The sequence below is a fragment of the Collinsella aerofaciens genome, assembly GCF_039758965.1.
Lineage (GTDB): Bacteria > Actinomycetota > Coriobacteriia > Coriobacteriales > Coriobacteriaceae > Collinsella > Collinsella aerofaciens_BR.
Map to the genome: position 1 here is coordinate 45,486 of NZ_JBDMSL010000011.1, position 25,838 is coordinate 71,323.

Annotated in this window: 24 protein-coding genes and 1 tRNA gene; 10 read left to right on the top strand and 15 right to left on the bottom strand. The window is 61.0% G+C overall.

Annotation, left to right across the window (positions count from 1 at the left end; translation table 11 throughout):
• Window position 1: 1 nt before the first annotated feature.
• Together ABHU32_RS04895 and ABHU32_RS04900 are read right to left on the bottom strand one after the other, a co-directional pair.
• Complete coding sequence (locus ABHU32_RS04895) at window positions 2-208, bottom strand: hypothetical protein (protein WP_346979219.1); 207 nt, start codon at window positions 206-208, stop codon at window positions 2-4.
• A 58-nt stretch (window positions 209-266) separates the two neighbouring features.
• Window positions 267-461, bottom strand: coding sequence for a helix-turn-helix domain-containing protein (locus ABHU32_RS04900; RefSeq protein WP_346979221.1), 195 nt, complete (start codon window positions 459-461; stop codon window positions 267-269).
• A 151-nt stretch (window positions 462-612) separates the two neighbouring features.
• Between ABHU32_RS04900 and ABHU32_RS04905 the strand changes: the two genes are divergently transcribed.
• The 3 genes from ABHU32_RS04905 (at window position 613) to ABHU32_RS04915 (ending at window position 3,723) form a co-directional block, all read left to right on the top strand.
• A complete protein-coding gene (locus tag ABHU32_RS04905) occupies window positions 613-1,845 on the top strand; it encodes a hypothetical protein (protein WP_346979223.1) in 1,233 nt (410 codons plus the stop codon).
• On the top strand, window positions 1,846-2,055 hold the full coding sequence (locus ABHU32_RS04910; protein WP_346979224.1) for a hypothetical protein: 210 nt from the start codon (window positions 1,846-1,848) through the stop codon (window positions 2,053-2,055).
• A gap of 315 nt (window positions 2,056-2,370) precedes the next feature.
• Window positions 2,371-3,723: a tyrosine-type recombinase/integrase gene (locus tag ABHU32_RS04915; protein ID WP_346979225.1), complete on the top strand. Its 1,353-nt coding sequence runs from the start codon at window positions 2,371-2,373 to the stop codon at window positions 3,721-3,723.
• Window positions 3,724-3,774: 51 nt separating this feature from the next.
• Here ABHU32_RS04915 and ABHU32_RS04920 read toward each other — a convergent pair whose 3' ends face one another.
• The 4 genes from ABHU32_RS04920 to ABHU32_RS04935 all read right to left on the bottom strand — a co-directional run bounded on the left by ABHU32_RS04920 (window position 3,775) and on the right by ABHU32_RS04935 (window position 8,665).
• On the bottom strand, window positions 3,775-4,686 hold the full coding sequence (locus ABHU32_RS04920) for a restriction endonuclease (protein WP_346979226.1): 912 nt from the start codon (window positions 4,684-4,686) through the stop codon (window positions 3,775-3,777).
• Window positions 4,687-4,690: 4 nt separating this feature from the next.
• Window positions 4,691-5,614 (bottom strand): hypothetical protein, encoded by a 924-nt coding sequence (locus ABHU32_RS04925; RefSeq protein WP_346979228.1) that lies wholly within the window; start codon window positions 5,612-5,614, stop codon window positions 4,691-4,693.
• Window positions 5,607-8,384, bottom strand: coding sequence for a class I SAM-dependent DNA methyltransferase (locus ABHU32_RS04930; RefSeq protein WP_346979229.1), 2,778 nt, complete (start codon window positions 8,382-8,384; stop codon window positions 5,607-5,609). The genes ABHU32_RS04925 and ABHU32_RS04930 overlap by 8 nt, the downstream gene beginning before the upstream one ends.
• A 204-nt stretch (window positions 8,385-8,588) precedes the next feature.
• Window positions 8,589-8,665, bottom strand: a tRNA-Met gene (locus ABHU32_RS04935).
• Window positions 8,666-8,861: 196 nt separating this feature from the next.
• Between ABHU32_RS04935 and ABHU32_RS04940 the strand changes: the two genes are divergently transcribed.
• Window positions 8,862-9,635 (top strand): type III pantothenate kinase, encoded by a 774-nt coding sequence (locus ABHU32_RS04940; protein WP_346979230.1) that lies wholly within the window; start codon window positions 8,862-8,864, stop codon window positions 9,633-9,635.
• A gap of 145 nt (window positions 9,636-9,780) precedes the next feature.
• Here the strand turns inward: ABHU32_RS04940 and ABHU32_RS04945 are convergent, their stop codons facing one another.
• The 3 genes from ABHU32_RS04945 to ABHU32_RS04955 form a co-directional block, all read right to left on the bottom strand.
• Entirely contained in the window at window positions 9,781-10,482 is a 702-nt protein-coding gene (locus tag ABHU32_RS04945) for a hypothetical protein (RefSeq protein WP_346979231.1), read from the bottom strand.
• Window positions 10,483-12,213 carry a dihydropteroate synthase gene (folP, locus tag ABHU32_RS04950; protein ID WP_346979232.1) on the bottom strand — a complete coding sequence of 577 codons (1,731 nt, stop codon included), beginning with the start codon at window positions 12,211-12,213 and terminating at the stop codon, window positions 10,483-10,485. It abuts the gene before it with no gap.
• Window positions 12,214-12,308: 95 nt separating this feature from the next.
• Complete coding sequence (locus tag ABHU32_RS04955) at window positions 12,309-13,061, bottom strand: NAD-dependent protein deacylase (RefSeq protein ID WP_346979234.1); 753 nt, start codon at window positions 13,059-13,061, stop codon at window positions 12,309-12,311.
• Window positions 13,062-13,174: 113 nt separating this feature from the next.
• Here ABHU32_RS04955 and ABHU32_RS04960 point away from each other — a divergent pair, with 113 nt between their 5' ends.
• Window positions 13,175-13,993 carry an exodeoxyribonuclease III gene (locus ABHU32_RS04960; protein WP_055310274.1) on the top strand — a complete coding sequence of 273 codons (819 nt, stop codon included), beginning with the start codon at window positions 13,175-13,177 and terminating at the stop codon, window positions 13,991-13,993.
• 150 nt (window positions 13,994-14,143) lie between these two features.
• On the opposite strand, the gene ABHU32_RS04965 is transcribed toward ABHU32_RS04960, so the two are convergent.
• Genes ABHU32_RS04965 through ABHU32_RS04975 form a run of 3 tightly spaced genes read right to left on the bottom strand, consistent with a single transcriptional unit; the run spans window position 14,144 to window position 17,392 of the window.
• Window positions 14,144-14,857 carry a DUF6580 family putative transport protein gene (locus ABHU32_RS04965; protein ID WP_055310275.1) on the bottom strand — a complete coding sequence of 238 codons (714 nt, stop codon included), beginning with the start codon at window positions 14,855-14,857 and terminating at the stop codon, window positions 14,144-14,146.
• A gap of 4 nt (window positions 14,858-14,861) precedes the next feature.
• Complete coding sequence (locus tag ABHU32_RS04970; protein WP_346979235.1) at window positions 14,862-16,505, bottom strand: ABC transporter ATP-binding protein; 1,644 nt, start codon at window positions 16,503-16,505, stop codon at window positions 14,862-14,864.
• A complete protein-coding gene (locus ABHU32_RS04975) occupies window positions 16,505-17,392 on the bottom strand; it encodes an energy-coupling factor transporter transmembrane component T (RefSeq protein WP_346979237.1) in 888 nt (295 codons plus the stop codon). Before ABHU32_RS04975 ends, ABHU32_RS04970 begins: the two co-directional genes overlap by 1 nt.
• Before the next feature lie 199 nt (window positions 17,393-17,591).
• Here ABHU32_RS04975 and glmU point away from each other — a divergent pair, with 199 nt between their 5' ends.
• From glmU to gltA, 5 genes are all read left to right on the top strand, one after another.
• The gene (gene glmU / locus ABHU32_RS04980; protein ID WP_346979238.1) at window positions 17,592-19,004 is read left to right on the top strand and encodes a bifunctional UDP-N-acetylglucosamine diphosphorylase/glucosamine-1-phosphate N-acetyltransferase GlmU; all 1,413 of its coding nucleotides are present in this window, start codon (window positions 17,592-17,594) and stop codon (window positions 19,002-19,004) included.
• A gap of 193 nt (window positions 19,005-19,197) precedes the next feature.
• Window positions 19,198-20,184 (top strand): ribose-phosphate diphosphokinase, encoded by a 987-nt coding sequence (locus ABHU32_RS04985; protein ID WP_022094252.1) that lies wholly within the window; start codon window positions 19,198-19,200, stop codon window positions 20,182-20,184.
• Between the two features lie 224 nt (window positions 20,185-20,408).
• Complete coding sequence (pth, locus tag ABHU32_RS04990; RefSeq protein WP_346979240.1) at window positions 20,409-21,038, top strand: aminoacyl-tRNA hydrolase; 630 nt, start codon at window positions 20,409-20,411, stop codon at window positions 21,036-21,038.
• A 372-nt stretch (window positions 21,039-21,410) separates the two neighbouring features.
• Window positions 21,411-22,250 (top strand): sulfide/dihydroorotate dehydrogenase-like FAD/NAD-binding protein, encoded by an 840-nt coding sequence (locus tag ABHU32_RS04995; RefSeq protein WP_006235793.1) that lies wholly within the window; start codon window positions 21,411-21,413, stop codon window positions 22,248-22,250.
• Window positions 22,241-23,650, top strand: coding sequence for an NADPH-dependent glutamate synthase (gene gltA / locus ABHU32_RS05000; RefSeq protein WP_022094914.1), 1,410 nt, complete (start codon window positions 22,241-22,243; stop codon window positions 23,648-23,650). Before ABHU32_RS04995 ends, gltA begins: the two co-directional genes overlap by 10 nt.
• Window positions 23,651-23,777: 127 nt before the next feature.
• Here the strand turns inward: gltA and ABHU32_RS05005 are convergent, their stop codons facing one another.
• From ABHU32_RS05005 to ABHU32_RS05015, 3 genes are read right to left on the bottom strand one after another with little or no spacing between them, the layout of a single operon-like run.
• Window positions 23,778-24,401, bottom strand: coding sequence for a cytidylate kinase-like family protein (locus ABHU32_RS05005; RefSeq protein ID WP_117564047.1), 624 nt, complete (start codon window positions 24,399-24,401; stop codon window positions 23,778-23,780).
• 48 nt (window positions 24,402-24,449) lie between these two features.
• Window positions 24,450-25,088: an amino acid ABC transporter permease gene (locus ABHU32_RS05010; protein WP_346979241.1), complete on the bottom strand. Its 639-nt coding sequence runs from the start codon at window positions 25,086-25,088 to the stop codon at window positions 24,450-24,452.
• A gap of 3 nt (window positions 25,089-25,091) precedes the next feature.
• Complete coding sequence (locus ABHU32_RS05015) at window positions 25,092-25,838, bottom strand: amino acid ABC transporter permease (RefSeq protein WP_035136546.1); 747 nt, start codon at window positions 25,836-25,838, stop codon at window positions 25,092-25,094.

Sequence of the window (25,838 nt, forward strand, 5' to 3'; positions counted from 1 at the left end):
GCTAGGCCTCCCAGGAATAATGGACTTCAATGCCGTGGTCCTGAAGTGTGGTGTCGACGGCGATCATATCCTCGCGGATGCCGTCGAGGCGGCTCTCGATGTCGAGGATGCGGAGCGCGAGGTCCATATCCGTGAGCGGATGGTCGAGATCGTGCTCGCGCAGGAGCGTGCGCAAGCGCGCGGCGTTGAGGCCGCTATAATCCTTCATGGTTCTCCTTATCGTAGATTAGGGGGCAGTCGGTCGCTAGCGAACTTTGGTCGGGGAGCTAGCGGCCTTTCTTTTCGCCGCCCTCGTCGTCAATGGCGAGGCCGAGAGCGGCGTAGAGCTTGGAGCGCGGAATGAGCCATGCGTTGCCAATCTGCTTGAACGGCAACGTGCCGGCGCGCGCGATCTTATACACCTTGGAATAGCTACAGCGCAGGATGGGCGCGCACTCCTCGAGGGTCAGAAGCTTGTCCATATATACCTCCTCTCTTTTCGTTAATTCCATTGTACACTCTTAACAAAGAGAAACAAGGTAAAATAAAAATCAAATTGAAATGAGATATAGATAAAGGCTAAAGTTGAAACCAACATCGCTATAAAGCTTTATTTAGAAAGTTGATTAAGTAATGGCTAGAAAAGTATTCATCGCGAGGAACCGAAGCACCGGATTCCACTCCCTGGTCGAGGTGGTTCGTGGGGTTGAGGCGGCGGAGAAGTCGGCTCCAATGGACTTCGAACTTGCGGAGCGCCTCATGCGCTGGGGCACTCTCGACGAGCTCGTCACGGCCATTTCGGAGTCTGGTCCCCTCATCGACCGCAGCATCTATAAAGAGGAGAATAGGCGGTTGTCTATCGACGAGGCCATCGAGGTCGTGGAGGAGTCCGTCGGCGGCGAGCGTGGTTTCACCCGTTGTGACGAAGACTTCCTCTATCTCCAGCTGTGCCTTGAGGGGATGTCTACGACGGGCAGTGCTTCGTCACTCTATCCCTCTCAGGCCTCCATTGCTCGCGACCTCAATCGCCATGGGCTTATTGAGTCCAACGGTCTTGACGAGTTGAAGAAATGGCGGGAAGAAGATCCCGGCTGCGTCGTTGTGATTGAACCCTTGAGGGACGTCGTCCTATGCCGAAATCTCGGTTCGGTTCTGCTCAGGTTGATCGCAAACATCATGTCGGGGCATGAGAACGTCCTTGAGAAAAGCGGGTTCAAGCGCTTCGAAAAGAAACGTCGCTGGTGGATTACTGGGGAGCTCAAGGACTCCTATTACGTTCTGCCGTTCCAGCACAATTCCTCCTTCGATATGACTCTCAACTACTCGACCAAGTGGTTCAAGAACGTCTTTTCCTATATGGTCATTAATCCGCTTGAGACGCGCATCCTCGATCTTAGGCCGAGAAAGAGTAAGGTTCTTTTCGGATCGGTTCCCAACGCGGTTTTGATAACCGCGCAGATAAAGACCGGCGAGGGCGCACCGTTTTTCGACATCGGCTGGAAGCCGGAGGTCGAGAAGACCCAGCTGTATCTCGGTATCGATGACGGGGGTACCCAGAGAGACGAGGCCATTGCCTTCGTGGAGTCCGTTGCCAAAATGCTGGCCGGGCTGACGACGAAGGACGGCGATCGACTTGGGTGGTCTGTAGGCGGGCCTTCGATCTTCGATGATGTGCCGGTGCCCAGATACCATTTCCACTCGACGGCGGCGGCGATGTTCGGGGCTATCTTCTACCGATACGGCTGTGTCCCCACGACGTGCAAAAATTGCGGAAACGGCATTTTGGTCAAAACCAGGGGGAAGAGGCGCGAGTTCTGTTCCCCGTCGTGCAGGACGCAGTATTCGAATCGAAAGGCGGGGCTCTAGATGAATCCGTTTATCATCGCGGGCGCGGTGTGGCTGGCGGTCGCCACCGCAACCTTGCTGTATCAAGTGGTCCGCAGGAAGCTCGGGGATCGGGGCTCGATGGTCGAGGCGTCTTGGCGCGACTTGGCTATGTCGTCGATCGGTTTCGGGCTTCTGTTCGCGGCGCTCGCGTTTGCCGTCGCCGGCGTGGCAACTATTTTTATTCAATAGGGGGTCTGTTGGCATGGCGACGGTGCCTCGTAACAAGGGAAGCTACGCATCTAGAGCGGGCGGCAACTCCTGGCAGGTAAAGTATCCGCTCGGCTGGAATGAGCGCAAGAAGCGTTACGACGAATATCGCGAAGAGGTCGCTTCGGAGGCCGAGGCCATCGCGCTGATCAAGGCCATCAACGACTATGTCTATCATGGAGGCCTTCCCCAAGACGTGCCCGAGTGGAGACGCAGGGCAAAAGGGCATTCCGAGGGCGACGCCCTCACGCTTGAAGGATTCGCCGTGTCCTATATCGATAACCGGAAAGGAAAGAGATGGCCAAGGTCCCGCGCAACAAGGGCTCCTACAGTGTCTACAAAGACGGACGGGCCCAGATCAAGTTCCCCCTCGGGTTCAACGAGAAAACCGGAAAGTACGGCGTCTACAACGAAAACTTCCCATCAGAGGCAGAGGCTATCGCGGCAATCAAGGAGATCAACGACTTCATCTACCACGGCGGCACCGCCGCCGAGGTGCCCGCCCATAGGATGAAAAAAGATGCCAAGGCGAAGGAGGAGGCGGAGCCCTTCCGGACATTCGCGGCGAATTTCGTCGCCGACCGAGAGAAACAGAAGGCGGTCACAGAACGGACCATCAAGGACTACCGCACCCACCTGAAGAGAATCGATCCGTATATCGGAAGCATGCCAATAAGCGCCATCGGGCCCAAGGACATTAACGCCATGTACTCCGGCCTCCGGAGCAACGACCGCCGCAACGGTGGGGCGGCGCCCGTCAGTGGCACGTACCTCCAGCACATACACAGCACCCTGTCCCTGGTCTTCGACCGAGCGGTCGTATACGGCTACATTGGCTCGAACCCCTGCAAGGATGTCGACAAACCCAAAAGGGACACCGAGGAGAAATATGCCCTATCGGTTGATGAGTGCCGCGCATTCATCGGGTCCGTGCTTGACAAAGGGCTTGAGGCGAAGAGCGTCGGCCTCCTTATCTGCCTGTGCACCGCCGCACGTTTATCGGAAATGCTCGCATTGACCTGGGCGGATTATTCCAGCGGCACCCTCCGCATCAGCAAGGCGATGAAAAAGGATAGCCAGGAGACCAAGGAGACAAAAACGGGGGACGTGAGGAACGACCCCTGCCCCCCGATATTGGTCGACGTCCTAGCAGAGTGGAAGGAATTGCAGGCGGCCCAGCTCGAACGCGTCGGCCTGAGCCAGACTGGATCGACCCCCATCGTTCAGGCGAGGCGGGGCAAGCACACCCTTAAGACATCGTTCGAGAAGTGGTTCAGGCTACAGAAGCACAATTACAATCTGCCGCCGGAGATCACAATACACGGACTGCGCCATACCGCGACCAGCATCTTGCAAAGGGACTGCCATGTCGACATGGCGACGACGATGCAGATTACCGGCCATAAGACAGTCGAAATGCTGAAACGCTATTCTCATACGGACGACAGTGCAAAGCGCGCTGCGGCCGAGGCCTTTGGCGACTTGCTGGCACCCGACAAGAACGAAGCGCGTTGCCGTTACTGCCGCTACTGGACCGTGTCCCCGGACGACGCGGGGATCGGGGCATGCTGGCACGGCTACGACGGCAACGGGATCAAGGTCCTACCCGGCGCGACGAAATGCCCAACGAACGGCTTCAGGGCAGGCTGATCTAGCAACCGCTGATGTGGCCCGGGTCCGCAGACAAACTTACCAAGACAGTCATTCCTCGAAGAAATCCGTGTCAACGGCCTTGATCTCGTAGACCTGTCTCGTGCTCACGCCGACGCCGTAGTCGATCATGAGGCCGGCGAGCGCGGGGCCGTCGACGAGCACGACCGTCTGCCCCAGGAGGCCCTCAGCATATTTGCGGGCATCCTTGGAGAAGCGAGCCGTGGTGATGAAAAGGCCCTTCGATACGCCCTTTCCGGAAAGCGCCCCGACGAATGCCTGAACCTCCGGCCGTCCGACCGTCCTTTGCGGATCCCACCGCTTAGCCTGGTAGCAGATGGTTCCAAATCCGAGTCGGTCCTCACGGACGACGCCGTCTATCCCCTCGTCACCACTCTTTTTGGTGACGTCGGCACGGGAGTCCAGGCTCTCGCCGTAACCCATCGCCACGAGCAGCTTTCCGACCAGGTGCTCGAAGAAATACGGATCTTTTCCCATGATGATCGAAATGAGGTCGTCGGCGAGCGCGTCGCGAATCTCGCCGTAGGCAGACTCCATCGCCTCCTGAGGGGACTCCTGGTCCTCCAGCGTCGAAACGCCCTCGGGCTCTGAAGCGTTTTTGGCCTTGCTTGCGGCCTGATAGCCGTCTTTCCACTTCTTGAATGCCATGCAGTTCTCATAGAGACCCTTGGCTGTAATGGGTCCGGGATAATCAGAGAGGTACGTCCTGCCGGCATCGGTGATACGGTAGGTTCCCTTCTTCTCGCCGTATTCCAGGAGCTTAGCCTTCTCCAAATCGGTGATACCCCAGTACACGCGGTTGTAGAGTCTCGACTGGCCGCTCTTGAGACGCTCGGCCCGTTCGTCATCGGTCATGTCGAATTCGATCGCCACGGCATCCTGGAGGTCGTTGCCTGCCAGATATCCATCGACATGCGCCAGCGCTTCAAGGATGGGCCGCATGGTCTCATGCCATTTGGGCATCGTCATCGCTCATCATCCCCTTCATTTCGGCAAAATCAGTAAAAGAATCAACCGCCGCTGCGGTCAAGGGACCTGTCGCCTGCGGCAATGACCTGAGCTCCCCTGCAAGTCTCCTCGACCCGCCCTTGAGGCTGACGAACGTGAGGCCTCCCGAGACGAGACCGCCGACGACCGGAACGACCTTGCTCACCGCGTCGCCGAAACTGCTTTTGGTGATTTTGACGCCGATTCCGGCAAGAACCTTTTTGATGATCGGGTAGTAGCTTGTCTGCGTAAGAGCCTTGTTGGCGACCTTCTTGGCGATATTCGACTGGACCGTTTTGGAAAACGCCGTCAACGCGGAGTTGGCCCCGCTCACTCCGACCATCACGGCCAGGAGAAGGGCAAAAGCCGCCAAGGTCTCATCGTCCATCTCGTCGCAATCGTCGATGAAGGACTGCCAGCCGTAGAGATACGCCAGTTTCTGCATGATTCGAAAGGCGTGGACATAGTACTGCGTCACGTCCGCCGGGATCGTTCCGAGCATCGCTAACCCGCCGGGTAATCCCGCGGAGAACGAAAGAACGGTCGATTTCTTCGTCTCGAAATCAATAACGTCCATAGCAATAGAGTCGACAAGGTTGGAATCCACCCCAGCGGCAGCCGGACTTGCTGAAATCGCGAGCTCCACTCGCTCTTCCGAGACGCCTCGCTTCCGGAACTCAGAACGGAGGAAACGGTCGCGCTCGATCGCCACGCCCTTCAGCCTCATCACCTTTTTCAGGAAAGCAATGGCATATCTCTGGGCTTCCTCCTCCTGCCGATCAGCTTCGGCCTTTAGGTCCCTGATACCCTCCTCCACGGAATCGGGATCGGATAGCTCCGCTCCCTCTTTCGGCTTTACGGCACTCCCCTTCACGCTACTCACCGACCTTTTCGGCATACAGGTTGAACAGATGAGCGACGATCTTGTTTTCGTCGCCATTAAAGTCGACGCCATACGCCGATTCAACTGCTGCATCAAGCTCCGCATGCGCTTTCATGAGATCCGGAAAGAGAAACTCGTTGTCTGGGTCGTACATGTCGGCGAGAGTTGACCCCTGATGTGAGCTGCGGGCATCAAGGACGGCCTGGGCGCACATTTCAATTTCGGCCCTATGCGAATCTGTCAAATTCGGCCAAATGAAGTTGTTGTATACGATCGTATTGGAATAGTTGAAGTCACTTTTCAAACGCCCACAGACCGCACGCATCCAGCAGTTGTGGATAGCACTTGTTAGTATTCCAAATTCATATAGTCCGCCACCGTCTACGTAGTAAATCTTATTTCCGGGAATCATTCCGTTGGTTACAAAACCCGTTGGGACATACTTCCTCCTGCCCGAGGACACAGCGGGGAAGGCAATGTAACTCTTTTCCTGAGGCGGCCTTACCTCATCGAACAGCCACGGAGTCTCTGCTTTTCGACGAGTTGCCTCTTTTGTAGACGTGAGTCTAAACTCGCGAACACGCTGCACTCGCTCCCTCGTGATCGGCATCTTTGTGAGGACTGCGGGGTCGATGCCATCCATCCATAAGCAATATCTCGAAGTACCCTTTATGTACTCTGCACCCATTGAAAACGGGCGGATCAATCCCTCCGCTTCCGGCTCACGTGCGACAAGGGCATCTCTTTCCTCTGCACTAAGGAGCAGGTTCCCATCATCGGTTGGCTGGCAACCTCTAACCATTGGAAGAACGTCGCAGAGGGGCCGCGAACGACGAGATACGAACATATCTTTAATTGGGGCCAAATATCCATTTATGTTGCCAACAACCTTTGGGGTCCCTTCCCGATCGAACAACACCTTTTCTTTTATGTGCTCCCTTGAAAAGCCGACGATGATTACGTGGACGTGCGCTTCATCTGAGGCCTGAGAGTCCCACTCAAAAGTCGGATATGCGAAGTCAATATGAACCCCGTTTTCGAACAGGGGCTTCCAAAGGGGCTCAACCTGCTGGCCCTGACAGATAGAGTTTGTTGAGACGAAGGCGCAACGGATGTGATGTCCCGCCATATACTCCGAGGCCGTTTTATGCCAGCAAGCTACATAATCCAGCGATCCGGCCGATTTCCCAAATATGTTGGCACGGTCCTCTTTCTGGGAATCCTCGAGACGCGCATTACCGATAAATGGGGGGTTTCCGAGAATGTAGTCAACTTCATCAGACGGGACGACATCGTTCCAGTCGATGCGGAGAGCGTTCGCGTTGACGATGCCCTCGTAGTCCCTGAGCGGCAACTCCTGGTAGACGCGCTGAGTCACTTTTGCGGTGTCAGCGTCCGCCTGCTTCTCAGCGATCCAGAGCGCTGTGCGGGCAACGCAGCAAGCGAAGTCCTCCAGCTCAATACCATGGAAGTTCCTTAGGCTCACCAGAACATCTCGGTCTCCGGATTCCTCGAAACTGATTGACGCCTGCACGCCCTGGAGCTCGAAGAGAATACGGTTCTCGAGCTGCCTTAAGCAGAGATAGCTCTCTGTGAGGAAGTTACCCGATCCGGCAGCGGGATCGAGGATGGAGATGCCACCGATCTTCTCGTGAAGATCCTTGAGCGCACGGGTTCTCGCGCCGCCCGCGACGGGCTTCGCGCACGCCTCGTCGAACTCGGCCTTGAGGCCGTCGAGGAAGAGCGGGTCTATGACCTTGTGGATGTTCTCGGGGCTCGTGAAGTGCTGGCCGTTTGCGCGGCGGTGGTCATGGGACAGCGCCCCCTCGAAGATGGAGCCGAAGACCGTGGGGCTCACGCCCGACCAATCAAACTCCTGGCACCCCTCGACGATGAGCGTATGGCGGAAGTTCTCGGACAGGGGCGGAATCTCCGTCTTCTCGCGGAAGAGGCCACCGTTCATGTAGGGCAGTTTCTTCAGCCAGGACTCGGCATATTTGTCGCGGTCCTCGTCCTTGGTGTCGAGCCAAACAAACAAGTCCTTGAGACCTCGCCTGAGATCGCCCGCTTGGAAGTGCGAGACGTAGTCGCGGAAGGCGTTGGGGGCCACGAGTCCCGAGTCCTCGCAGAACATGAGGAACATGAGACGCGTCATGAGCACGGAGAGCGCATGGTGGTTCTCGGGCGCGTCGGGGTCATCGAACGCCTCGGCGACCTGGTCGTGAAGTTTCGACATGATCTTGCCGGCCTCGACGGAAACGGCGCGGGAGATCGTGGCCGGGGCCTCCGCCCCGCCCTTGAGGAACTGGATGGCGGCGAGGTTCTTCGGAAGTTCGGCAAGCGACAACCTGAAGAGAGGCTCCCGGCAGAGTGAATCTCTCTCGCGGTCGAAGACCCAGAAATCCGAGAAGTTGCAGGCGATGATATAGCGCGGTTGCTGCGAGAGCGGCATACCCTGGGCGTAGGCGTTGCCCTGCTTCGCGGGCGTCACCTTGCGGCCCTGGCGCGTCTCCTCCTTGGCAAGATCGATTCCCAGCGACTTTTGCTCGATAAGGGTTTTGGCCGACGGTATGAAGACGTCGATATACCCATCGTGCGCGCTTGCGTCGGTGGAAACGGGCTTCTCGAACTCAAGTCTCGAGACCGCATCCTCCACGCCCAGAACGTTCTGATAGAAGTCGATCCAGAACCGCTGGGTGTCCTGGTTCTCGATCCCCTTGTTCGCCCACCTGCTTGCAAAAGCTTCTGCATCGGCTTTCTTCCCCGGCATACGGACCCTCACTTGATAGCCTTTTCCACTAAGAAAGATTCTACGTGCTAGTCCGGTCTTTTTTACCAGCGTTTGGCTTTATTGCACTCCGGTAGGCTTCTTTGTGCGTGGTTCCGTCTTATTTTCTTCGCTATTTCTTCGCCGCACTATTTAGCCAAAAGAAAACAGCCCAGAGGAACAATGCCTCTGAGCTGCTAAAAGTCTTGGTCGCGGGGGCAGGATTTGAACCTACGACCTCCGGGTTATGAGCCCGGCGAGCTACCAGACTGCTCCACCCCGCAATGTCTGGGCGCCTCATGTGCGCAAGAAAGAATATTACGCGGGAGTTCGGTAAACGGCAAGGAAAATCTCGTAGAGCATAATTCCTTCATATTTAAACCCCTCAGCCCCTATCACCGTAAACGAATCGCAGCCGAGCGCCGTCGACGGCACGTATACAATGGTGCGCGTCCTTTTATGCCGACACCGGGAGTAGACATGCTGCTCGCTATCGATATGGGAAACACGCAGACGGCCATGGGCCTGTTTGACGGAGACGAGCTGGTGCAGTCGTGGCGCATGCCCACCGACCGCTCCTATACCGCCGACGAGATCCATGTGCGCCTGATGGGTTTCTTTAAGATGTACGGCCTTTCGCTCGATGCGGTCGACGCGATCGCCTTTGCGGGCGTGGTGCCGCAGCTCTCGCGCGAGTGGCACGCCGTGGCCGACCGCATTGCCGCGGACGCCATCGTCATCGGGCCGCAGACGGCCGCCGTAACCAAGCTGCGGGCGGCGCGCCCCCAGGCCGTTGGTGCCGACCGCATCGCCAACGCCGTCGCTGCCGAGACCTTCTATGGCGCGCCGGCGATCGTGGTGGACTTTGGCACCGCGACCAATATCGACGTCATCGATGAGGACGGTTATTACATTGGCGGAGCGATCGCGCCGGGCATTCGCATCTCCATGGACGCGCTTGCCGCCCGTGCCGCCAAGCTCGCCAGCGTGCCGCTCGAGGCGCCCGAGCACGCCATCGGCCGCGATACCGAGGAGTGCATCAAGGTCGGCGCCGTGATGGGCGCCGCCGCCATGGCCGAAGGCCTGGTCGCGCGCATGAAGCGCGAGCTGGGCCGCGACGATGCCACCGTTATCGCCACGGGCGGCCTCGCCGGCATCGTCGCCGGCTCGACCGATGCCTTCGACGTGGTAGACGGCCAACTCACCATCAAGGGCATCTGCGAAATCTACCGCCGCATGCAGAAGCTGGGATAGAGCAGGGGCTTAAGTCGAGCGCGCCCGATGCCACAGTCCCCGCAAATGCTCGCCAAGCCTATTCCTCAGACAGGCGAAACCCTCCCCGGCACAGGCCGAGGAGGGTCTTGTTGTCATGTCTATCTTTGGGCGCGAACGCCCCGCGCTACAGCCCGCGAATTCGTACGGCCTCGGGCGGAAACTCCTGCTCGCCGGCGTCGGTCTTAATGGTCGCGCGACCCCAGATGTCCAGGCCCGCAAACACACCGACCGCAAGCGGCAAACCGTTGGGCGACACCGCCGCGACCTGACGACCCAGCAGTGGCACCATGTCAAAGTACTCGCCCAGTACGGGAGCCAGCGGCCCTGCGGCGCCTTGCGGCGTGTTGGCAACAACCGCCCAGGCGTCCACGCGGGCCAGCACGGCGGCGGCCAACTCCTCGACCAGCGCTTCGTCGGCCACATCTACACCGAGCTCGCTCAGCGCCGAACGCTCAATATCCACCGTCACGGCACCGAACATGCCCGCAGCTCCGGCACCGCCGTTGACGACAACACGCGCGAGCGACGTCTCAAACGCAGGCGCACCGCACACGATATCGCTCGGCCACTGGATACCCACCTTACCGGCAAGGCCCAACCCCGGCGTCGAAGCCGTGCCCACGAGCGCGTCCATCATGCCCATCGCGGCCACAAACGGCAGGCCGTGGAAGGCATGCATATTCACATCCGGACGCACGACCAGCGAAAACGTCAGCGATGCATCGCCCGCGTTCCACGCGCACCAGCCCGCGGACGCACCCTCGCGGCCCGCATCGCGCGCGGCGTCGAGCTCGGTGCCGGCGGCAACAGCATTCATCTCGATCATCTACATACGCCCCAATTCGCCCACGATATGGCCCACGCGGTCCTCGGGCTCCTTGACCTCGACACCGTTGTAGCGGAAGAACCGCGCCGGGTCGTGCATCAGGTCCTCGAGCGGCACCAGCACAAAGTCGCGTTCGCCGATCAGCGGATGCGGCAGGCGCAGCTTTTTGCCGCCGTGGGTCTCGCCGTCCATCCACAGCAGGTCCAGGTCGATGGTGCGCGGGCCGTTGGCCTTGGCCTTTTTGGAGCGGTCGCGCCCCAGCTCAGCCTCGATCTTCATAAGCTCGTCGAGCAGCACCAACGGCGCCAGCTCGGTCTTGATCTCGATGACGGCGTTGGCAAACGCGTCCTGGCGCGTCTCGTAGGCAGGCTCGCTCTCGTAGATCTTGGAGGAGTTGGACACGCAGGTGAGTGGAATCTCGGCGATCATCTCGCGTGCAGCGCGGATGTTGTCGCAGCGATGCCCCAGGTTGGAGCCCACAGCCACAAACGCGCGGCGCGACTGCGGCTTGGCAACCGCCCAGTAACCGTTCAGGAACTGCGCAAAACCCGCGGCGTCGTGCACGCGCACGATGTTGGCACCGGCCTGGATGGCGCCCAGGCACACGCCAAACGTGGCGGCATCGCGCTCGGCGGCCTCGGTCACGCCCGAGACGGCGCCCACAAAGCGCTTGCGCGACACGGCGCACATGAGCGGATAGCCCAGCGACGCCATCTTGGCAGTCTCGCGCTGGATGACGATGTCTTCGTTAGCCGACTTACCAAAGCCCGGGCCAGGATCGATGCAGATGCGGTCGCGCGACACGCCGGCATGGATGAGCGTGCGGGCCTGGTCGGACAGAAAGCCCATGACGCGGCGCATGATGGGCGCCGAATCGGGCAGGGTGAAGCGGCGGAGCTGCGAGGTGGGCACGTAGGCTTCCTCGCGGCGGGCGCTGCGGCGCATCATGGCGGCCAGTCGGTCATTGGACTCCGATGCGGCCTCGGTGGCCTCGGGCGCGGGCGCGACGGTCTCGGCGGCAGCAGCCTGCTCGGCGGCCGGCGTCTCCTGCTCGCTTGAAGGCTCGGACGTGGGCTCCGGTTCGCCAAACGGCAACGAGGGCTGCACCACGCCGCCCGGAAGCTTGGCCTCCGGCTTAGGCTCGCCCAGCAACTTGCCGCGACGGCGGCGAGCCGGCTTCTCGGCCTCACGCGCGGCCTCGGCAGCCGCCTCGCGGGCCTTCTCGGCAACAAACGCCGCTGCCGAGGTATCGAGCTGCACCGTTGCGTGCGTGCGGGCGGGCGCGGCGACCTCGCCGGCATGCATCACGATGACGCCGCAGGTACTCGTCTTAACAAACTCGACCATCTTGGGATCGGTGAAGCCGGTCACGTCGTTGACGATCGAGGCGCCGCAGCGCACGGCCGCCTTGGCAACCGCCACATGACGCGTGTCGATCGAGACGATGGCGCCCTCCTTGGCCAGCGCGCGCACCACGGGCAGCACGCGGCGAGCCTCCTCGTCGGGGTTGACCGGGGTAAAGCCGGGGCGCGTGGACTCGCCGCCCACGTCGATGATGTCGGCGCCGGCGTCGAGCATCGCCAGGCCGTACTCGATGGCGGCATCGGGGTCGAAGTGCTCCCCGCCATCGCTAAACGAATCGGGCGTCACGTTGAGGACGCCCATGATGCGCGGACGGTCAAAGCTGAGCTCGTACTTTCCGCACCGCCATGTCTTGCTGTCGTTCGCCATGAACATCCTCCTAAAATGCCCACGCCGCCGAGCCTGGGGAGCTGGCGGCGGGGTCGCTTTGCACTCAGTCTTTCTATTGTATCCGCGCGCGCGGGCTAGAACGCAAACGCGGCCGCGATGTCGCAAGAAATCAGCAGGTCGGCATTTGCATCCTGATCGGTGGGAGCAAGGTTGCATATGGCCAGCGTATCGCCGGTAAAGTATCGCGTAAGGCCTGCCGCCGGATACACCACGAGCGAGGTCCCGCCCACAATGAGGGCATCGGCCGCGGCGATGGCGGCAACGGCGCCGGTCAGCACGTGCTCATCGAGCGGCTCCTCGTAGAGCACCACATCGGGCTTAATGCGCCCGCCACACGCGGGGCACACGGGCACGCCCGCGGCGTCCTCGTGCTCGCGCGAGCAAATCCACTCGGCGCTATAGACCGCGCCGCACGACTGGCAAATGTTGCGATGGACCGATCCGTGCAGCTCGAACACGCGCTGTGAGCCGGCCATCTGATGCAGGCCGTCAATGTTTTGCGTCACCACGGCATTTAGCTTGCCGGCGCGCTCCAGCTCGGCCAGCTTGGTGTGGCAGCGGTTGGGCTTGGCGCCAAGCGCGATCATCTTGGTGCGGTAGAAGTCGAAGAACTCGGCCGGGTGCACCTCGTAAAAGCTATGCGAGAGCATGGTCTCGGGCGGGTAGGCAAACTGTTGGTGATATAGGCCGTCCACGCTGCGGAAATCGGGGATGCCACTCGCCGTGGAAACGCCCGCGCCGCCAAAGAAGACCACGCGCTTGTGGGTGCCAAACAGCTCCGCCAGCGCGGCGGAGGCCTGTTTGGAGTCCGTTATCGCCTGCGTCATATGAGTCCTCCGTCCGTGTCTCCGGGACGGCGGCGTTCGCACTATCACTCGCGGACTCCGCCCCGCTCTTGTTGCGTTAATCTTAAGCCTGCCAACCCCGTCGAAAGGACACCATGCCTCAGACTTACACTTTCGCCTCGTGGAACGTCAACGGCCTGCGCGCCGTGCTCAAAAAGGACCCGAGCTTTATCCAGATCGCGCAAGAACTCGGCGTCGATATCTTGGCGCTGCAAGAGACCAAGCTGCAGGAGGGCCAGGTCGATATTGACCTGCCCGGCTATCACCAAACCTGGAGCTACGCCGAGCGTAAAGGCTATTCGGGCACTGCGGTCTTTAGCCGCCAGGAACCGCTGCGCGTGCTGCACGCCGACGCACTGCTACCCTACGCCGGCGAGAACGAGGCGGCCGAGCTCGTCGCCCAAGCCGCGACCGAGGGCCGCGTCTGCGCGCTCGAGTTCGACAAGTTTTGGTTTGTGGATGTCTACACGCCTAACGCCCAAAATGAGCTCGCGCGCATCGATGTACGCATGGCCTGGGACGATGCCTATCGCGACTTTTTGAGCGCACTTGAACGCGAGACCGGTAAGCCCGTCGTAACCTGCGGCGACTTTAACGTGGCGCATGAGGAGATCGACCTTAAGAACCCCAAGTCCAACCGCGGCAACGCGGGCTTTTCGGACGAGGAGCGCGGCAAGTTTACCGAGCTGCTCAACGCCGGGTTTACCGATACCTGGCGCGCGGCAAACCCCGACGTCGAGGGCGTCTACAGCTGGTGGAGCTATCGCTTTAATGCCCGCAAGAACAACGCCGGCTGGCGCATCGACTACTTCCTGGTAAGCGACGCAATCGCCGACAACGTACGCGACACCGGCATCCGCGGCGACATCTTTGGCAGCGACCACTGCCCCGTCACCCTCACGCTAGAGCTCTAGCCCCAAGTAATTCCTCTAGGGGACAGAGGAAAACAGATCATGTGACCCCTCTCCCCCTATAAGTTGCGGTGGAATAGTTCCTGTTTGGGCAGCAAATAGCCAAAAACGAGAACTATTCCACCGCAAGTTCGTGTGGGAACGCGAAATGCCCTACAGTCCGTATTTCACGACGACACGGTTAATGCGACGGCACCAAGGCTTGTACAAGGCGGCCAAGAACACGCAGGTCGCGAGGCCGTGTGTGATATCGAACGGCACTGCCGTGGCAAGACGCGCCATGGCACCCGCCCACGTGAGCGGTTGAACAAAACCGATAATGTCGTAGGCGTTGATCACAACGCCGTACAGCAAACCCGAAGCAAAGCCGTAGGTCAGCAGCGCCGACATACGCACGGCGCCATCGGCGCGATCAAAAGCGCCGGCATGCGCCAGCGCACCGCCAACGTATCCCACGAGCCCCCAGGCATACATCTGCCACGGCGTCCACATGCCCTGCCCAAAAAAGAAATTGCTGGTCAGCGCCGCCAACGCACCGACCATAAAGCCGTTACGACGACCGAGTGTCGCCCCGGCGATAATGGCGATGGCACTCACGGGTTTAAAGTCGGGAATGGGTCCAAACAGGATGCGCCCCGCCGCCGCCAGCGCCGCCAGCACCAGCGTGGGCATAATCTGACGCAGGCCTGGACGCGATGCCTCATAGCCCGCAAAGAACAGCGCAAGCACCAACGCCACCACAACCAGCATGGCCAACGCTGCCTGCTCAACACCCGCCAGCAACGCGGCAGCCATCACCGCCGGCACCGCCAACAACAGCGGGATCTCCAGTTTTGCAAGCAAACGCGAGAAACGACAGTCCGTCATCCCATCACGCCCTATAGAACACGTTGTCGGCAAAGAAGTCGGCCGGGGACTCCATGCAGGCAATCTCGCCGTCAAACATCATGGCGACATCGTCGGCTACCTGCTCGGCAAAGTCCAAATCGTGCGTAGCCATGATGACGGTGCCGCCAGCCTTCGCATGGTCACGCAGGGCGCGGGCGATGGTGCGGCGGCTGAACAGGTCTAGACCCTTGGTGGGCTCATCGAGCAATAGCAGTTCGGGGCCGATTAGCAGCAGTTTTGCCAATGCAAGCAGTTGACGCTGCCCGCCCGAAAGATCGTACGGATGGCGTCCATCCAGACCCGACAACCCCAAGCTCGCCGCACGCTCCCGCGCCAAGTTCTCGTCATATCCGCAGGTCGAGGCCCATTCCATCAGCTCATCGCGAACCGTCTCGGCAACCAGCAATGCTTTGGGATTCTGAGGCAGCAGCGCCGCCGAGGCCGCTCCGCGCACCATGCGGCCGCGCTGCAGCTTGGCGGTCTTCGCCAGCACCGAGAGTATCGTCGACTTACCGCATCCGTTGCCGCCCACGATCGCATGCACCGCACCGGCCGAAAACGACGCATCGAGCCCGCGCAGCACCCAGCCGGACGCTCGATCGTAGCGAAACCAGCCTTCCGACAGGGTGGTAGCCGACCCGCCGTGCATTTTTTGGAGTATTCTGCTTCCATCCGTGCGCGGGAAGGCTTCCGAGCCGTTCTCGAGCGACGTTTGCGCCACAAATTCGGACGATTTGTCCAATTCCGAACTTTTTTTCGCGCTCGATACGTCCCCGGGCGGCTCCAGAGAGCCCAAATTGTCCTCACGCCTGCTGAATACTCCGTTTTTTGCACATCGGATGGCACCCCACCCCAACATCTCATCGGAAAACAGCGATTCTCGGCGTCCCAAAGAAGCCATATCCGCCACCTCGCGCACGCGCCCGCCCTCAATCCGGTACGCACACGTCTCGTATTCGAGCATTGGGCGCGGCTGATGCGTCGCCACAACAACCGTGCAGCCCAGCTCGCGATTCACACGAAACAGCGCGTGCAGGAAATTCTTCTCCGCAACCGGATCAAGCTGAGACGTGGGCTCGTCGAGTAGCAGCACACGCGGACGCAGCGCCAGGACGGCGGCAAGCGACAGCAGCTGCTTGCGGCCACCCGAAAGCGTATCGGTATCACGATGAAGCCAATCCTCCAACCCAAAGAAATAGCTGGTCTCGGCCACGCGACGGCGCATCTCGTCGCGCGACATGCCTAGGTTTTCCAGGCCAAACGCCATCTCGTGCCACACGGTTTCGCACACGATCTGGTTCTCGGGATCCTGAAACACATAACCCACGCGCTCCGCCGATGCCCGCACGTCCATGTCGGCAACGTTCTCGCCCAGCACGCTCAGTTCGCCAGTGCGCTCGCCCGCCGGAGCGATCTCGGGCTTGAGCAGCGACAGCAGCGTCGACTTACCCGATCCGGTACCGCCAACAAGCAGCGCAAATGCACCTTGGGGAACAGACCAGTCGAGCCCCTCGAGCACCGCAGCATCAGCATCGGGGTAGGCAAAGCTCAGGCTCCGCACCTCAATCGCCGGCATATCCGGGCCGCACGCCGCGCCCGACACCGGGCCCCTATCCAACCGAGCCATCAGCCAAACCTCTTCTCATCAATCGCGTGCAACGCACAAGGCAGCACCATCCAGGCAGCGTACACAACATAGCCCGGCCACGGCGCCGGCACCGAGAGCTGCGGATAAAACGAATACTGCGTCGTCGCAGTCCACGCCACCGCCACCGCGGCAGCACCAAACAGTGCAAGCCCAACCAGCGCGGCAACGTCGCTGCGCCCCAGTCGATACCGCGCATACGTCGTACGACGCGTCGCGGCGCCCCACCCGCGCGAGCGCATCGCGTCCGCGCGCTCCAACGAATCTTCCATGCCCCAGCCCATCAATGCACTCGATGCCCGCAGGCGCGAGCGCACGGGGTCGGCCGGCGCGCGGCCCGGCACATCAATCGCATCCTGCACCGCCAGCACCGTACGACCGCGGCGTAAAAACTGCGGGATAAGCCTCATGCACATCGAAATCATGAGCGCAATCACCGGTGCGGCATTGCCCAGCAGCGCGAGCACCTTGTCGTATTCGAGCATCGACGCCGCGGCCTCAAACCACAGCACGCTCGCCACAAACAGCCCGCCCATGCACAGGCCGTATACCATGCTTTCCAGATACACCGCGCGCATGCCAATACGGAACAGCTCCGTCGAACCCGAAGCGCTAAACAGCGGATTGACCAGCGCGATAATCAAAATCACCGGCAGCTGCCAGCGAAGTGCGCCCAGCGTGCGGGCAGCCCCACGCGTCGCAAATCCATACGCCAGCCCGCCCGCAAGCGACAGCGCAATCAGCACCGGCTGCATCGAGAACATGGTGAGCCCCAGCGTCAGCACAATATAGAGTGCCGGCACAGCCGGATGCGACATCGAGAACGCCGCGACGGGCTCGCCGCCAAACTCCTCTTGTATGTTGTCCACGGGCACCCCCGTCCCCTCGCTCAAAAGACAGCTCCGCAGCACCGCCAACGCCGCACGCAAGCAGCGCAAACGCCACGCCGGCGGCGCAAGCCTCAACCGCCGCAAACCAATCGCTACGCGCTCAACATATGCCTGCGGTATCATATTGCGCCGTGTATCGTTTCCAAACACACGTCTCTATAACGTAACAGGAGATCACATGGACGCAACCGCAATTATCCTCGCTGCCGGCGAGGGCACCCGCATGAAGTCGAACCACTGCAAGGTTTCGCACAAGATCCTGGGCAAGCCCATGGTCCAGTGGATCGTCGACGCCACCATCAAGGCCGGCTGCAGCCGCGTCGTGGTCGTCATCGGCAGCCACGCCGACGAAATGCGCGCCCTCATCGACGGCGCCTACGCCAGCAGCGCCACCAAGGTCGAGTGCGTCGAGCAGACCGAGCGCCTGGGCACCGGTCACGCCGTGAAGGTCGCGCTCGAGGCCTGCGGCATCACGCAAGGCCCCGTCGTCGTGCTCAACGGCGACCTGCCGCTCATCACCGCCGACACCGTCGCCAAGTTCGCACAAACCGTCGCCACCGGCGAGCTCGCCTGCACCGTCATGACCATGACCCCGCCCGACCCCTTCGGCTACGGCCGCATCAAGCTGGGTGCCGACGGCCAGATCGAGCGCATCATCGAGCAGAAGGACTGCACGCCCGAGCAGGCCACCACGCTGCTGGAGTGCAACGCCGGCTGCTACGCCTTTGACGGCGCGCAGCTCGCCGCCCACATTGACGAGATCGGCAACGACAACGCGCAGTCCGAGTACTATCTGCCCGACATGCTCGAGATCCTCAAGGGTCACGGCCAGGCGGTCTCCATCTTCCACTGCGATGACTACCGCGACGGCCTGGGCGTCAACAGCCGCATTCAGCTCGCGCAGCTCACCGCTATCGCGCGCGACCGCATCAACGAGCACTGGATGGCCGAGGGCGTCACGTTCATCGATCCCACGCAGGCCTGGATCGGCCCCGATGCCACCATCGGCCGAGACACCATCGTGTGGCCGCAGACGCATCTGATCGGTCACGTCACCGTGGGCGAAGAGTGCCAGCTCGGCCCCAACAGTCGCCTCACCGACACCACCGTCGGCAGCGGCTGCACCATCGATGAGACCATCGCCATCGAGGCCGTCATCGAGAACGGCGTCGACTGCGGCCCGCGCGCCTACCTGCGCCCGGGCACCCACATGCTCGACGGCTCCAAGGCCGGCACGCATGTGGAGATCAAGAAGTCCACGATCGGCGAGGGCTCCAAGGTGCCGCACCTGTCCTACATCGGCGACACCACCATGGGCTCCGGCGTCAACGTGGGCGCGGGCTCCATCACCTGCAACTACGACGGCGTGCACAAGCACAAGACCGTCATCGGCAAGGACGCCTTCATCGGTTCCGACACCATGATGGTCGCGCCCGCCCAGATCGGCGACGGCGCGCTCGTGGCCGCCGGCTCCGTCATCACCGAGCCGGTCCCGGCTGACGCACTCGGCCTGGGCCGCGCCCGTCAGGTAAACATTGAGGGCTGGGCCGCCGATTATCGCCGCCGTCTGCACGAGGACGACGAGGTATAACGTTTTACCAAGCATCTAAGGAGCTGTTCCCATGGGGACGGCTCCTTTTTCTATGCTGACCTGCGCGGCCAGATGAGTGGTCGGTTCGTGTCCGTTGGCGGTAAAGACGTTATCAAGACTCGATAAACCCCGCCGCGCGGTTACAATGCAACAAGGCATCTATATGGCATTCGATATATAAAGGAGAAGGGTAATGCCGATTAATGATCCCGAGAAGTCGGAGAATATGCGCAAGTCCATCCGCGTGTATTCCGGTTCCTCCAACCGTCCCCTCGCTCAGAAGATTGCTGAGTACCTTGGGGTCGAGCTTTCGGGCCTTACGCTAAAGCAGTTCGCCAATGGTGAGATTTACGCCCGCTACGACGAGACCGTCCGCGGCGCCGACGTCTTCCTGATTCAGTCCGTGGCCGGCGGCAACGTCAACGACATGCTCATGGAGCTGCTCATCGCCACCGACGCTGCCAAGCGCGCATCCGCCCGCTCCATCACCGCCGTTATCACCCACTACGGCTATGCCCGCCAGGACCGCAAGGCCGGCCCGCGCGAGCCCATCACCGCCCGCCTCGTCGCCAACCTGCTCGAGCGCGCCGGCGTCAACCGCATCATCACCCTCGACCTGCACCAGGGCCAGATCCAGGGCTTCTTCGATATCCCGGTTAACCACCTGTCCGCGCTGCCGCTGTTTGGCCAGTACTACAACGACATGCACTTCGACACCGACAACCTGGTTGTCGTCTCCCCCGACGTGGGTCGCGCCAAGGCCGCCAAGAAGCTGTCCGACATGCTCGGCTGCGACCTGGCCATCGCCCACAAGGGCCGTCCGCGCCACAACGCCGCCGAGGTCATGGGCATCATCGGTGACATCAAGGGCAAGACCTGCATCATCAACGACGACATGATCGACACCGCTGGCACCCTGTGCGCCAACGTCAAGGAGCTCAAGGCTATGGGCGCTGGCGACATCTACGTCTGCGCCACCCACGGCATCTTCTCCGGTCCGGCCATCGAGCGCTTGAACGACGCCCCGATCGTCGAGTGCCTCGTCACCGACGCCATTCCCGTCGAGGTCGGCGGCAAGATCAAGACCATCTCGGTCGCCGAGGAGTTCGCTCAGGCCATCTCCGCCGTTTACCACGAGGAGCCCGTCTCCACGCTCGTCGGCGGCGACTTCGCGCTGTAGTCGCATCGTCCTTGCAACCCGGCGCATCGCCGTCGGAACAGAAGAAACCCCCGCGCTCCCCCTTGCTTCGCAAAGGTCGCGCGGGGGTTTCTTCTGTTCCGACGGCTCGCTCTGCCGCGGCCGCGCTTTTGTCTGGTGGGATTTCGCTGAAGCAAAGCCTCGCCTTCGGCGGGCGTGGTAGCCTTTGTCGTTGATTGAACTATTTGTGTAACGAAAGGAAGCGTATGGCAGCTGCGCAGCCGCTTAAGATTCGCATGGTTGCCGGGCTTGGCAACCCTGGCGAGGAATATGCCGAGACCCGCCACAACGCCGGCTTTAAGGCGATCGACGAGCTGGCCCGTCAGGCCGGTGTCACGTACTGGAAAAACCAGGCGGGCGCCGAGGTCGCGCTCATCAATATCAACGATGCTGAGGAAGAGGGTGGCAAGCGCCAGATTGTGCTGGTCAAGCCGCAGTCGTACATGAACACCTCGGGCGGGCCCATCTCCAAGCTCTGCCGCGAGTACAAGATCAAGGCCGAGGAGCTGCTCGTCATCCACGACGAGCTCGATATTCCCGCCGGCGACGTGCGTGTTAAGGTGGGCGGAGGCCATGCCGGTCACAACGGCCTGCGCTCCATCATCGACAAGATGGGCAGCCGCGACTTTAGCCGTATCCGCACCGGCATCGGCAACCCTCCCGGCAAGATGGCCGTGGCAGACTACGTGCTCAAGCAGCTGCGCGCCCGCGAAGCCGAGGATTTCCAGGACACCTGCGCCCGCGCCGCAGATGTCGCCGGTCTGGCCATCGTCCACGGCGTAATCTACGCCCGCGATCACGTAAACGGCGCCGCTTCCGCCAACGGCAAGCACTAAAACCTACCATTTAGAGATGTTTATTTTGGCAGGTTTCATCTGCGGAAACGCCGCGGCGGCTGCGTCGCAATAAACCCTGTGCCGCTATACATATGCAACGCTCCAAAGGGGGCCGGCCTCACCGAAGCGCGAGGCCGGCCCCCTTTGCCGTTTTGCCTGATAAAACCTGCCAAAATAAACCTCTCCCCCTTTGGCAGGTCGAAGTGGATAAACCCTGCTCCCAACCGCCGAAGACACACGTAAGTGACATGTCCATGAGGGTATAATTTGCACCGTATGTCTGCACAACGCCTGTGCGCGTACGGTTTTATTCGGGCTACCGTCCATTTCCGTGGAGGCACGGTTCGGCGGCCCTAACAAGAGAGGGGTTCTATGTATAAGATCCTGGAGAAGACGCAGTTCTCGGAGAAGGTGTTCAAGTTCCGCATCGAGGCGCCCGCAATCGCCAAGCATGCGCACGCTGGACAGTTCCTCATGGTCCGCGCCAACGAGACGGGCGAGCGCGTCCCGTTTACCCTGGCCGGCTGGAACGGTGACGAGGGCTGGGTCGAGTTCATCTTCATGGTGATCGGCAAGACCACCGAGATGCTGTCCACTTACGAAGCCGGCGAGTCGCTGCGCGACGTCGTGGGCCCGCTGGGCGTTCCCACCGAGATGGCCGAGGGCCCCTGCGCTGTCATTGGCGGCGGCGTCGGCCTGGCAATTGCCTTCCCGGTCGCCAAGCACCTGGTCGAGACCGGCCACGAGGTGCACGCCATCATGGGCGCCCGCACCAAGGACCTCCTGCTCATGGAGGACCAGTTCCGCGAGCTCCTCGACGAGGACCACATCCATATCACCACTGATGACGGTTCTTACGGCGAGCAGGGCGTTGTCACCGCTCCGCTGGAGCGCCTGCTGCAGGACAAGGCCGTGAGCCAGGTCTTCTGCGTCGGCCCCGTTCCGATGATGAAGTTCTCGACCCTCACCGCCCAGAAATACGACACCCCCATCACCGCGTCCCTCAACCCCATCATGGTTGACGGCACCGGTATGTGCGGCTGCTGCCGCGTCGAGGTGGGCGGCGTGACCAAGTTCGCTTGCGTCGACGGCCCCGACTTCGATGCCACCCTGGTCGACTGGGATGACCTTCGTGCCCGCCAGGCCGCTTACCGTTCCGAAGAGGGCGAGTCCCTCAAGGCCTATGAGGAAAAGAGCTGCGCATGCCACTAGTTAACGGTCGTTTCGTTGCCGATATGAAGTCGCCCCGCACCCCCGATAACGAGGAGCCGGCTGCCGAGCGCGCCTGCGACTTCCGCCCCGTCGACAAGGGCTTCACCGAGGAGATGGCGCTGGCCGAGGCCGAGCGCTGCCTCAACTGCAAGAAGCCGTTCTGTGTTGAGGGCTGCCCCGTCAACATCAACATCCCCCGCTTTATCGAGCAGATCCGCGCGAAGGACTTCGGCGGCGCTCTCGATACCATCCGCGAGGACTCCATGCTTCCCGCCATCTGCGGCCGTGTCTGCCCGCAGGAGAACCAGTGCGAGGGCAAGTGCATCCGTGGTAAAAAGTCCGAGCCCGTGGCCATCGGCCAGCTCGAGCGCTTCCTGGGTGATCGCCCCGAGCTCGCCTCCACGCCCAAGATGGCCCCCAAGAACGGCAAGAAGGTCGCCGTCGTCGGCTCCGGCCCGTCCGGCATCACCTGCGCCGGCGAGCTCGCCCGTAACGGTTTTGACGTTACCGTCTTTGAGGCCTTCTTCACCGGCGGCGGCGTGCTGGTCTACGGCATCCCCGAGTTCCGTCTGCCCAAGGCAGTCGTCAAGCGCGAGATTGACGGCCTGGAGGACATGGGCGTTAAGTTTGAGTACAACTCCGTCGTGGGCAACATGGCCACGGCCGAAGAGCTGTTCGAGCAGGGCTTCGACGCCATCTACGTGGCGACCGGCGCTGGCCTGCCCAAGTTCCTCAACGTCCCCGGCGAGAACCTGCCCAACGTCTTCTTCGCGAACGAGTACCTCACCCGCGTGAACCTGATGAAGGCCAACAAGTTCCCCGAGTACGACACCCCCACCAAGCACGGCAAGAACGTCGTTGTCTTTGGTGGCGGCAACGTGGCTATGGACGCCGTCCGTACCGCCAAGCGCCTGGGCGCCGAGCACGCCATCATCGCCTACCGTCGTACCGAGGATGAGATGCCTTGCCGTCGTGCCGAGCTGCACCACGCCAAGGCCGAGGGCGTCGAGGTTCTGCCGCTCGTCTCCCCGCTCGAGTTTGTCGCTGGCGAGGACGGCTCCGTGTGCGCCGTCAAGGTCCAGAAGATGGAGCTCGGCGAGCCCGACGAGTCCGGCCGTCGTCGCCCGGTGCCCATCGAGGGCGCCATCGAGGAGATCCCCTGCGACGTCGCAATCTCGGCTATCGGCACCAACGCCAACCCCTTCGCAAAGAAGATCGGCGGCAAGATGGAGCTCAACAAGTGGGGCTACATCGTCGCCGACGAGGAGACCGGCCAGACCACCGATCCCCGCATCTGGGCTGGCGGCGACATCGTCACCGGTGCCGCTACGGTCATTCTGGCGATGGGCGCCGGCAAGAAGGCCGCCGCTTCCATCACCAAGAGCCTGCTGGGCGAGTAGTCACCCTCAGCGTTAGCCATCAAACGGCAAAGTCCCCGTCGAGCACACGCCCGGCGGGGACTTTTTCTATGCCGGCCGCCCAAACCACCACAAAGGGGACAGGCACTTTTGTGATGGTTTTGGTCGGTTAGCCTTCGAGCTGCGCCACCTTGTAGCGGTAGGCAGCGGCGATAACGTCTTTACAACCCTCGCGGCCCAGCTTGGCGCGGTTGACGACGATGTCCTTGCCGCTCGTCATCTTCCACTTTCCGGCACTGTAGCGCTTATAGAACGCCTCGCGCGCCTTCTGCTGCTGTTTGACCAGCTTGGCGCCCTTCTTTTTGTTAAGGCCACGCTTCTTGCGCACAATCTCGACGCGGTCCTCAAAGGGTGCGGTCACCAACACGGCAATGTGGTTGGGGTTGTTGCGCAGCAGGTAATCGGACAGACGGCCTTCGATAATGCAACTCTCGGTCTCGCCCAGATCCAAAATCACCTGGCTCATCTTTTGGAACAACTTATCCGAGTACGAACGCGCATCGTAGCGGTCGGGCAGAAACGCCATGTTCTCCACGGCCAGACGCTCATCATAGGCGGCCATCTTATCGAGCGACTCGCCCGCGCGCAGCGACGCACGTACCAGCAGCTCGTTATCGTACAGCGGAATCCCCAACTCGTCGGCAAGCATGCGGCCAATCTCGTGGCCCTCGGCGCCAAAGTCGCGCGCGATGGTAATGACCACAGGACTCTTCTTATTCTCCAGATCGCTCATCGCGATTCCTTTCTCTATGTGACAAAGGGGCTGTCCCTTTGCCACATTCTACGCTGCCACCATTCGCCTCTGATATGCGCGGACCAGCAGCGAGATACCAAAGTTGAGTACAAAGTACATCGCAAACACCAGGCCGTAGAGCATAAGCACCTGCGACAGGTCGATCGCGTGGGCCATCGCGACGTTTGCCGTGTACATGAGCTCGGCCACGTTAATGCCCGAAAGATACGAGCTGTCCTTGATGACGGTCGTGCACTGGCTAAACAGCGCCGGAATGATCGTCTTAAACGTCTGCGGCAGAATGATGTAGCGCATGGTGGCAAAGAAGCCGAAGCCCTGGCTCTGCGCTGCCTCAAACTGGCCGCGCGGAATCGAGTTGAGGCCGCCGCGCACAATCTCGGCCATAACAGCGCTGGTAAACAGCGTAAAGGCGATGGTCGAAATCACAATGTCCAAACCCTGCACCGTAAAGTAGATAAACAGGATCCACAGCAGGTTTGGCGTGCAACGGAACAGTTCGATATAGGCGCTCACCAAAATACGGAACGGGCGGGGCGCATAGCTCTTAACGAGCGCCAGCACCGTGCCAAAGATGAGCGAGAAAAAGATCGACAGCGCCGAGATCTCGATTGTCTTAACAAAGCCGCCCCAAATGTAGAGCAGGTTGGTCGCGTTGAAGATTTCCATGCGCTAGGCCTCCTCTACGTTGTCGAGCCCCAGCTCGGCCAGGCTCACGCCGCGCGGACGCTCCTTGGAGCGGCGCTCGAGCCACTGCACAAGCATGGCGAGCGGAAAGCAGATGATGAAGTACATAAGGCAGCAGACGATGTATCCCTGCAGGTAACCGTACAGACTCACAAAGTTGTCGGAACGGTACATAAGGTCGCCGCCGGCCACAAGCGCCAGCACCGACGTGTTCTTGACCAGGTTGAGTGCCTGGTTACACAGCGGCGGCAGAATGATCTTGAATGTCTGGGGCAGCACGATGTACCAGTACGCCTGCGCACGGGTGAAGCCCTGGCTCTGGGCCGCCTCCATCTGACCGCGCGGAACCGCCTCGATACCAGTGCGGATGACCTCCGAAATGTAGGCCGCGTGATACAGGCCCACACCCAAGAAGCCCAGCACGAACGGAGCGATGCGCACCGGCTGGTCGGCACCGGTTATGGCCTGCAAAAACTGCGGACCGGCCATGTACATAAAGAGCACCTGTACGGGCAACGGGGTGTTCTGGTAAAACTCCACGTACACGCGGCTTATGGCGCGCAGCACGCGCGAACGAGTGGTAGAGAACACGCCCAGCAGCGTGCCCAGCACCAGCGACAGCAGCAGACCGGCAACGACCACCTGCAGCGTCACGCCAAAGCCCTCCCAGAAGGGCCCCATGTTTTGAAATGTCGTCGACCAACGGTCGGCGTCAAATAATCCTTCGAGCAT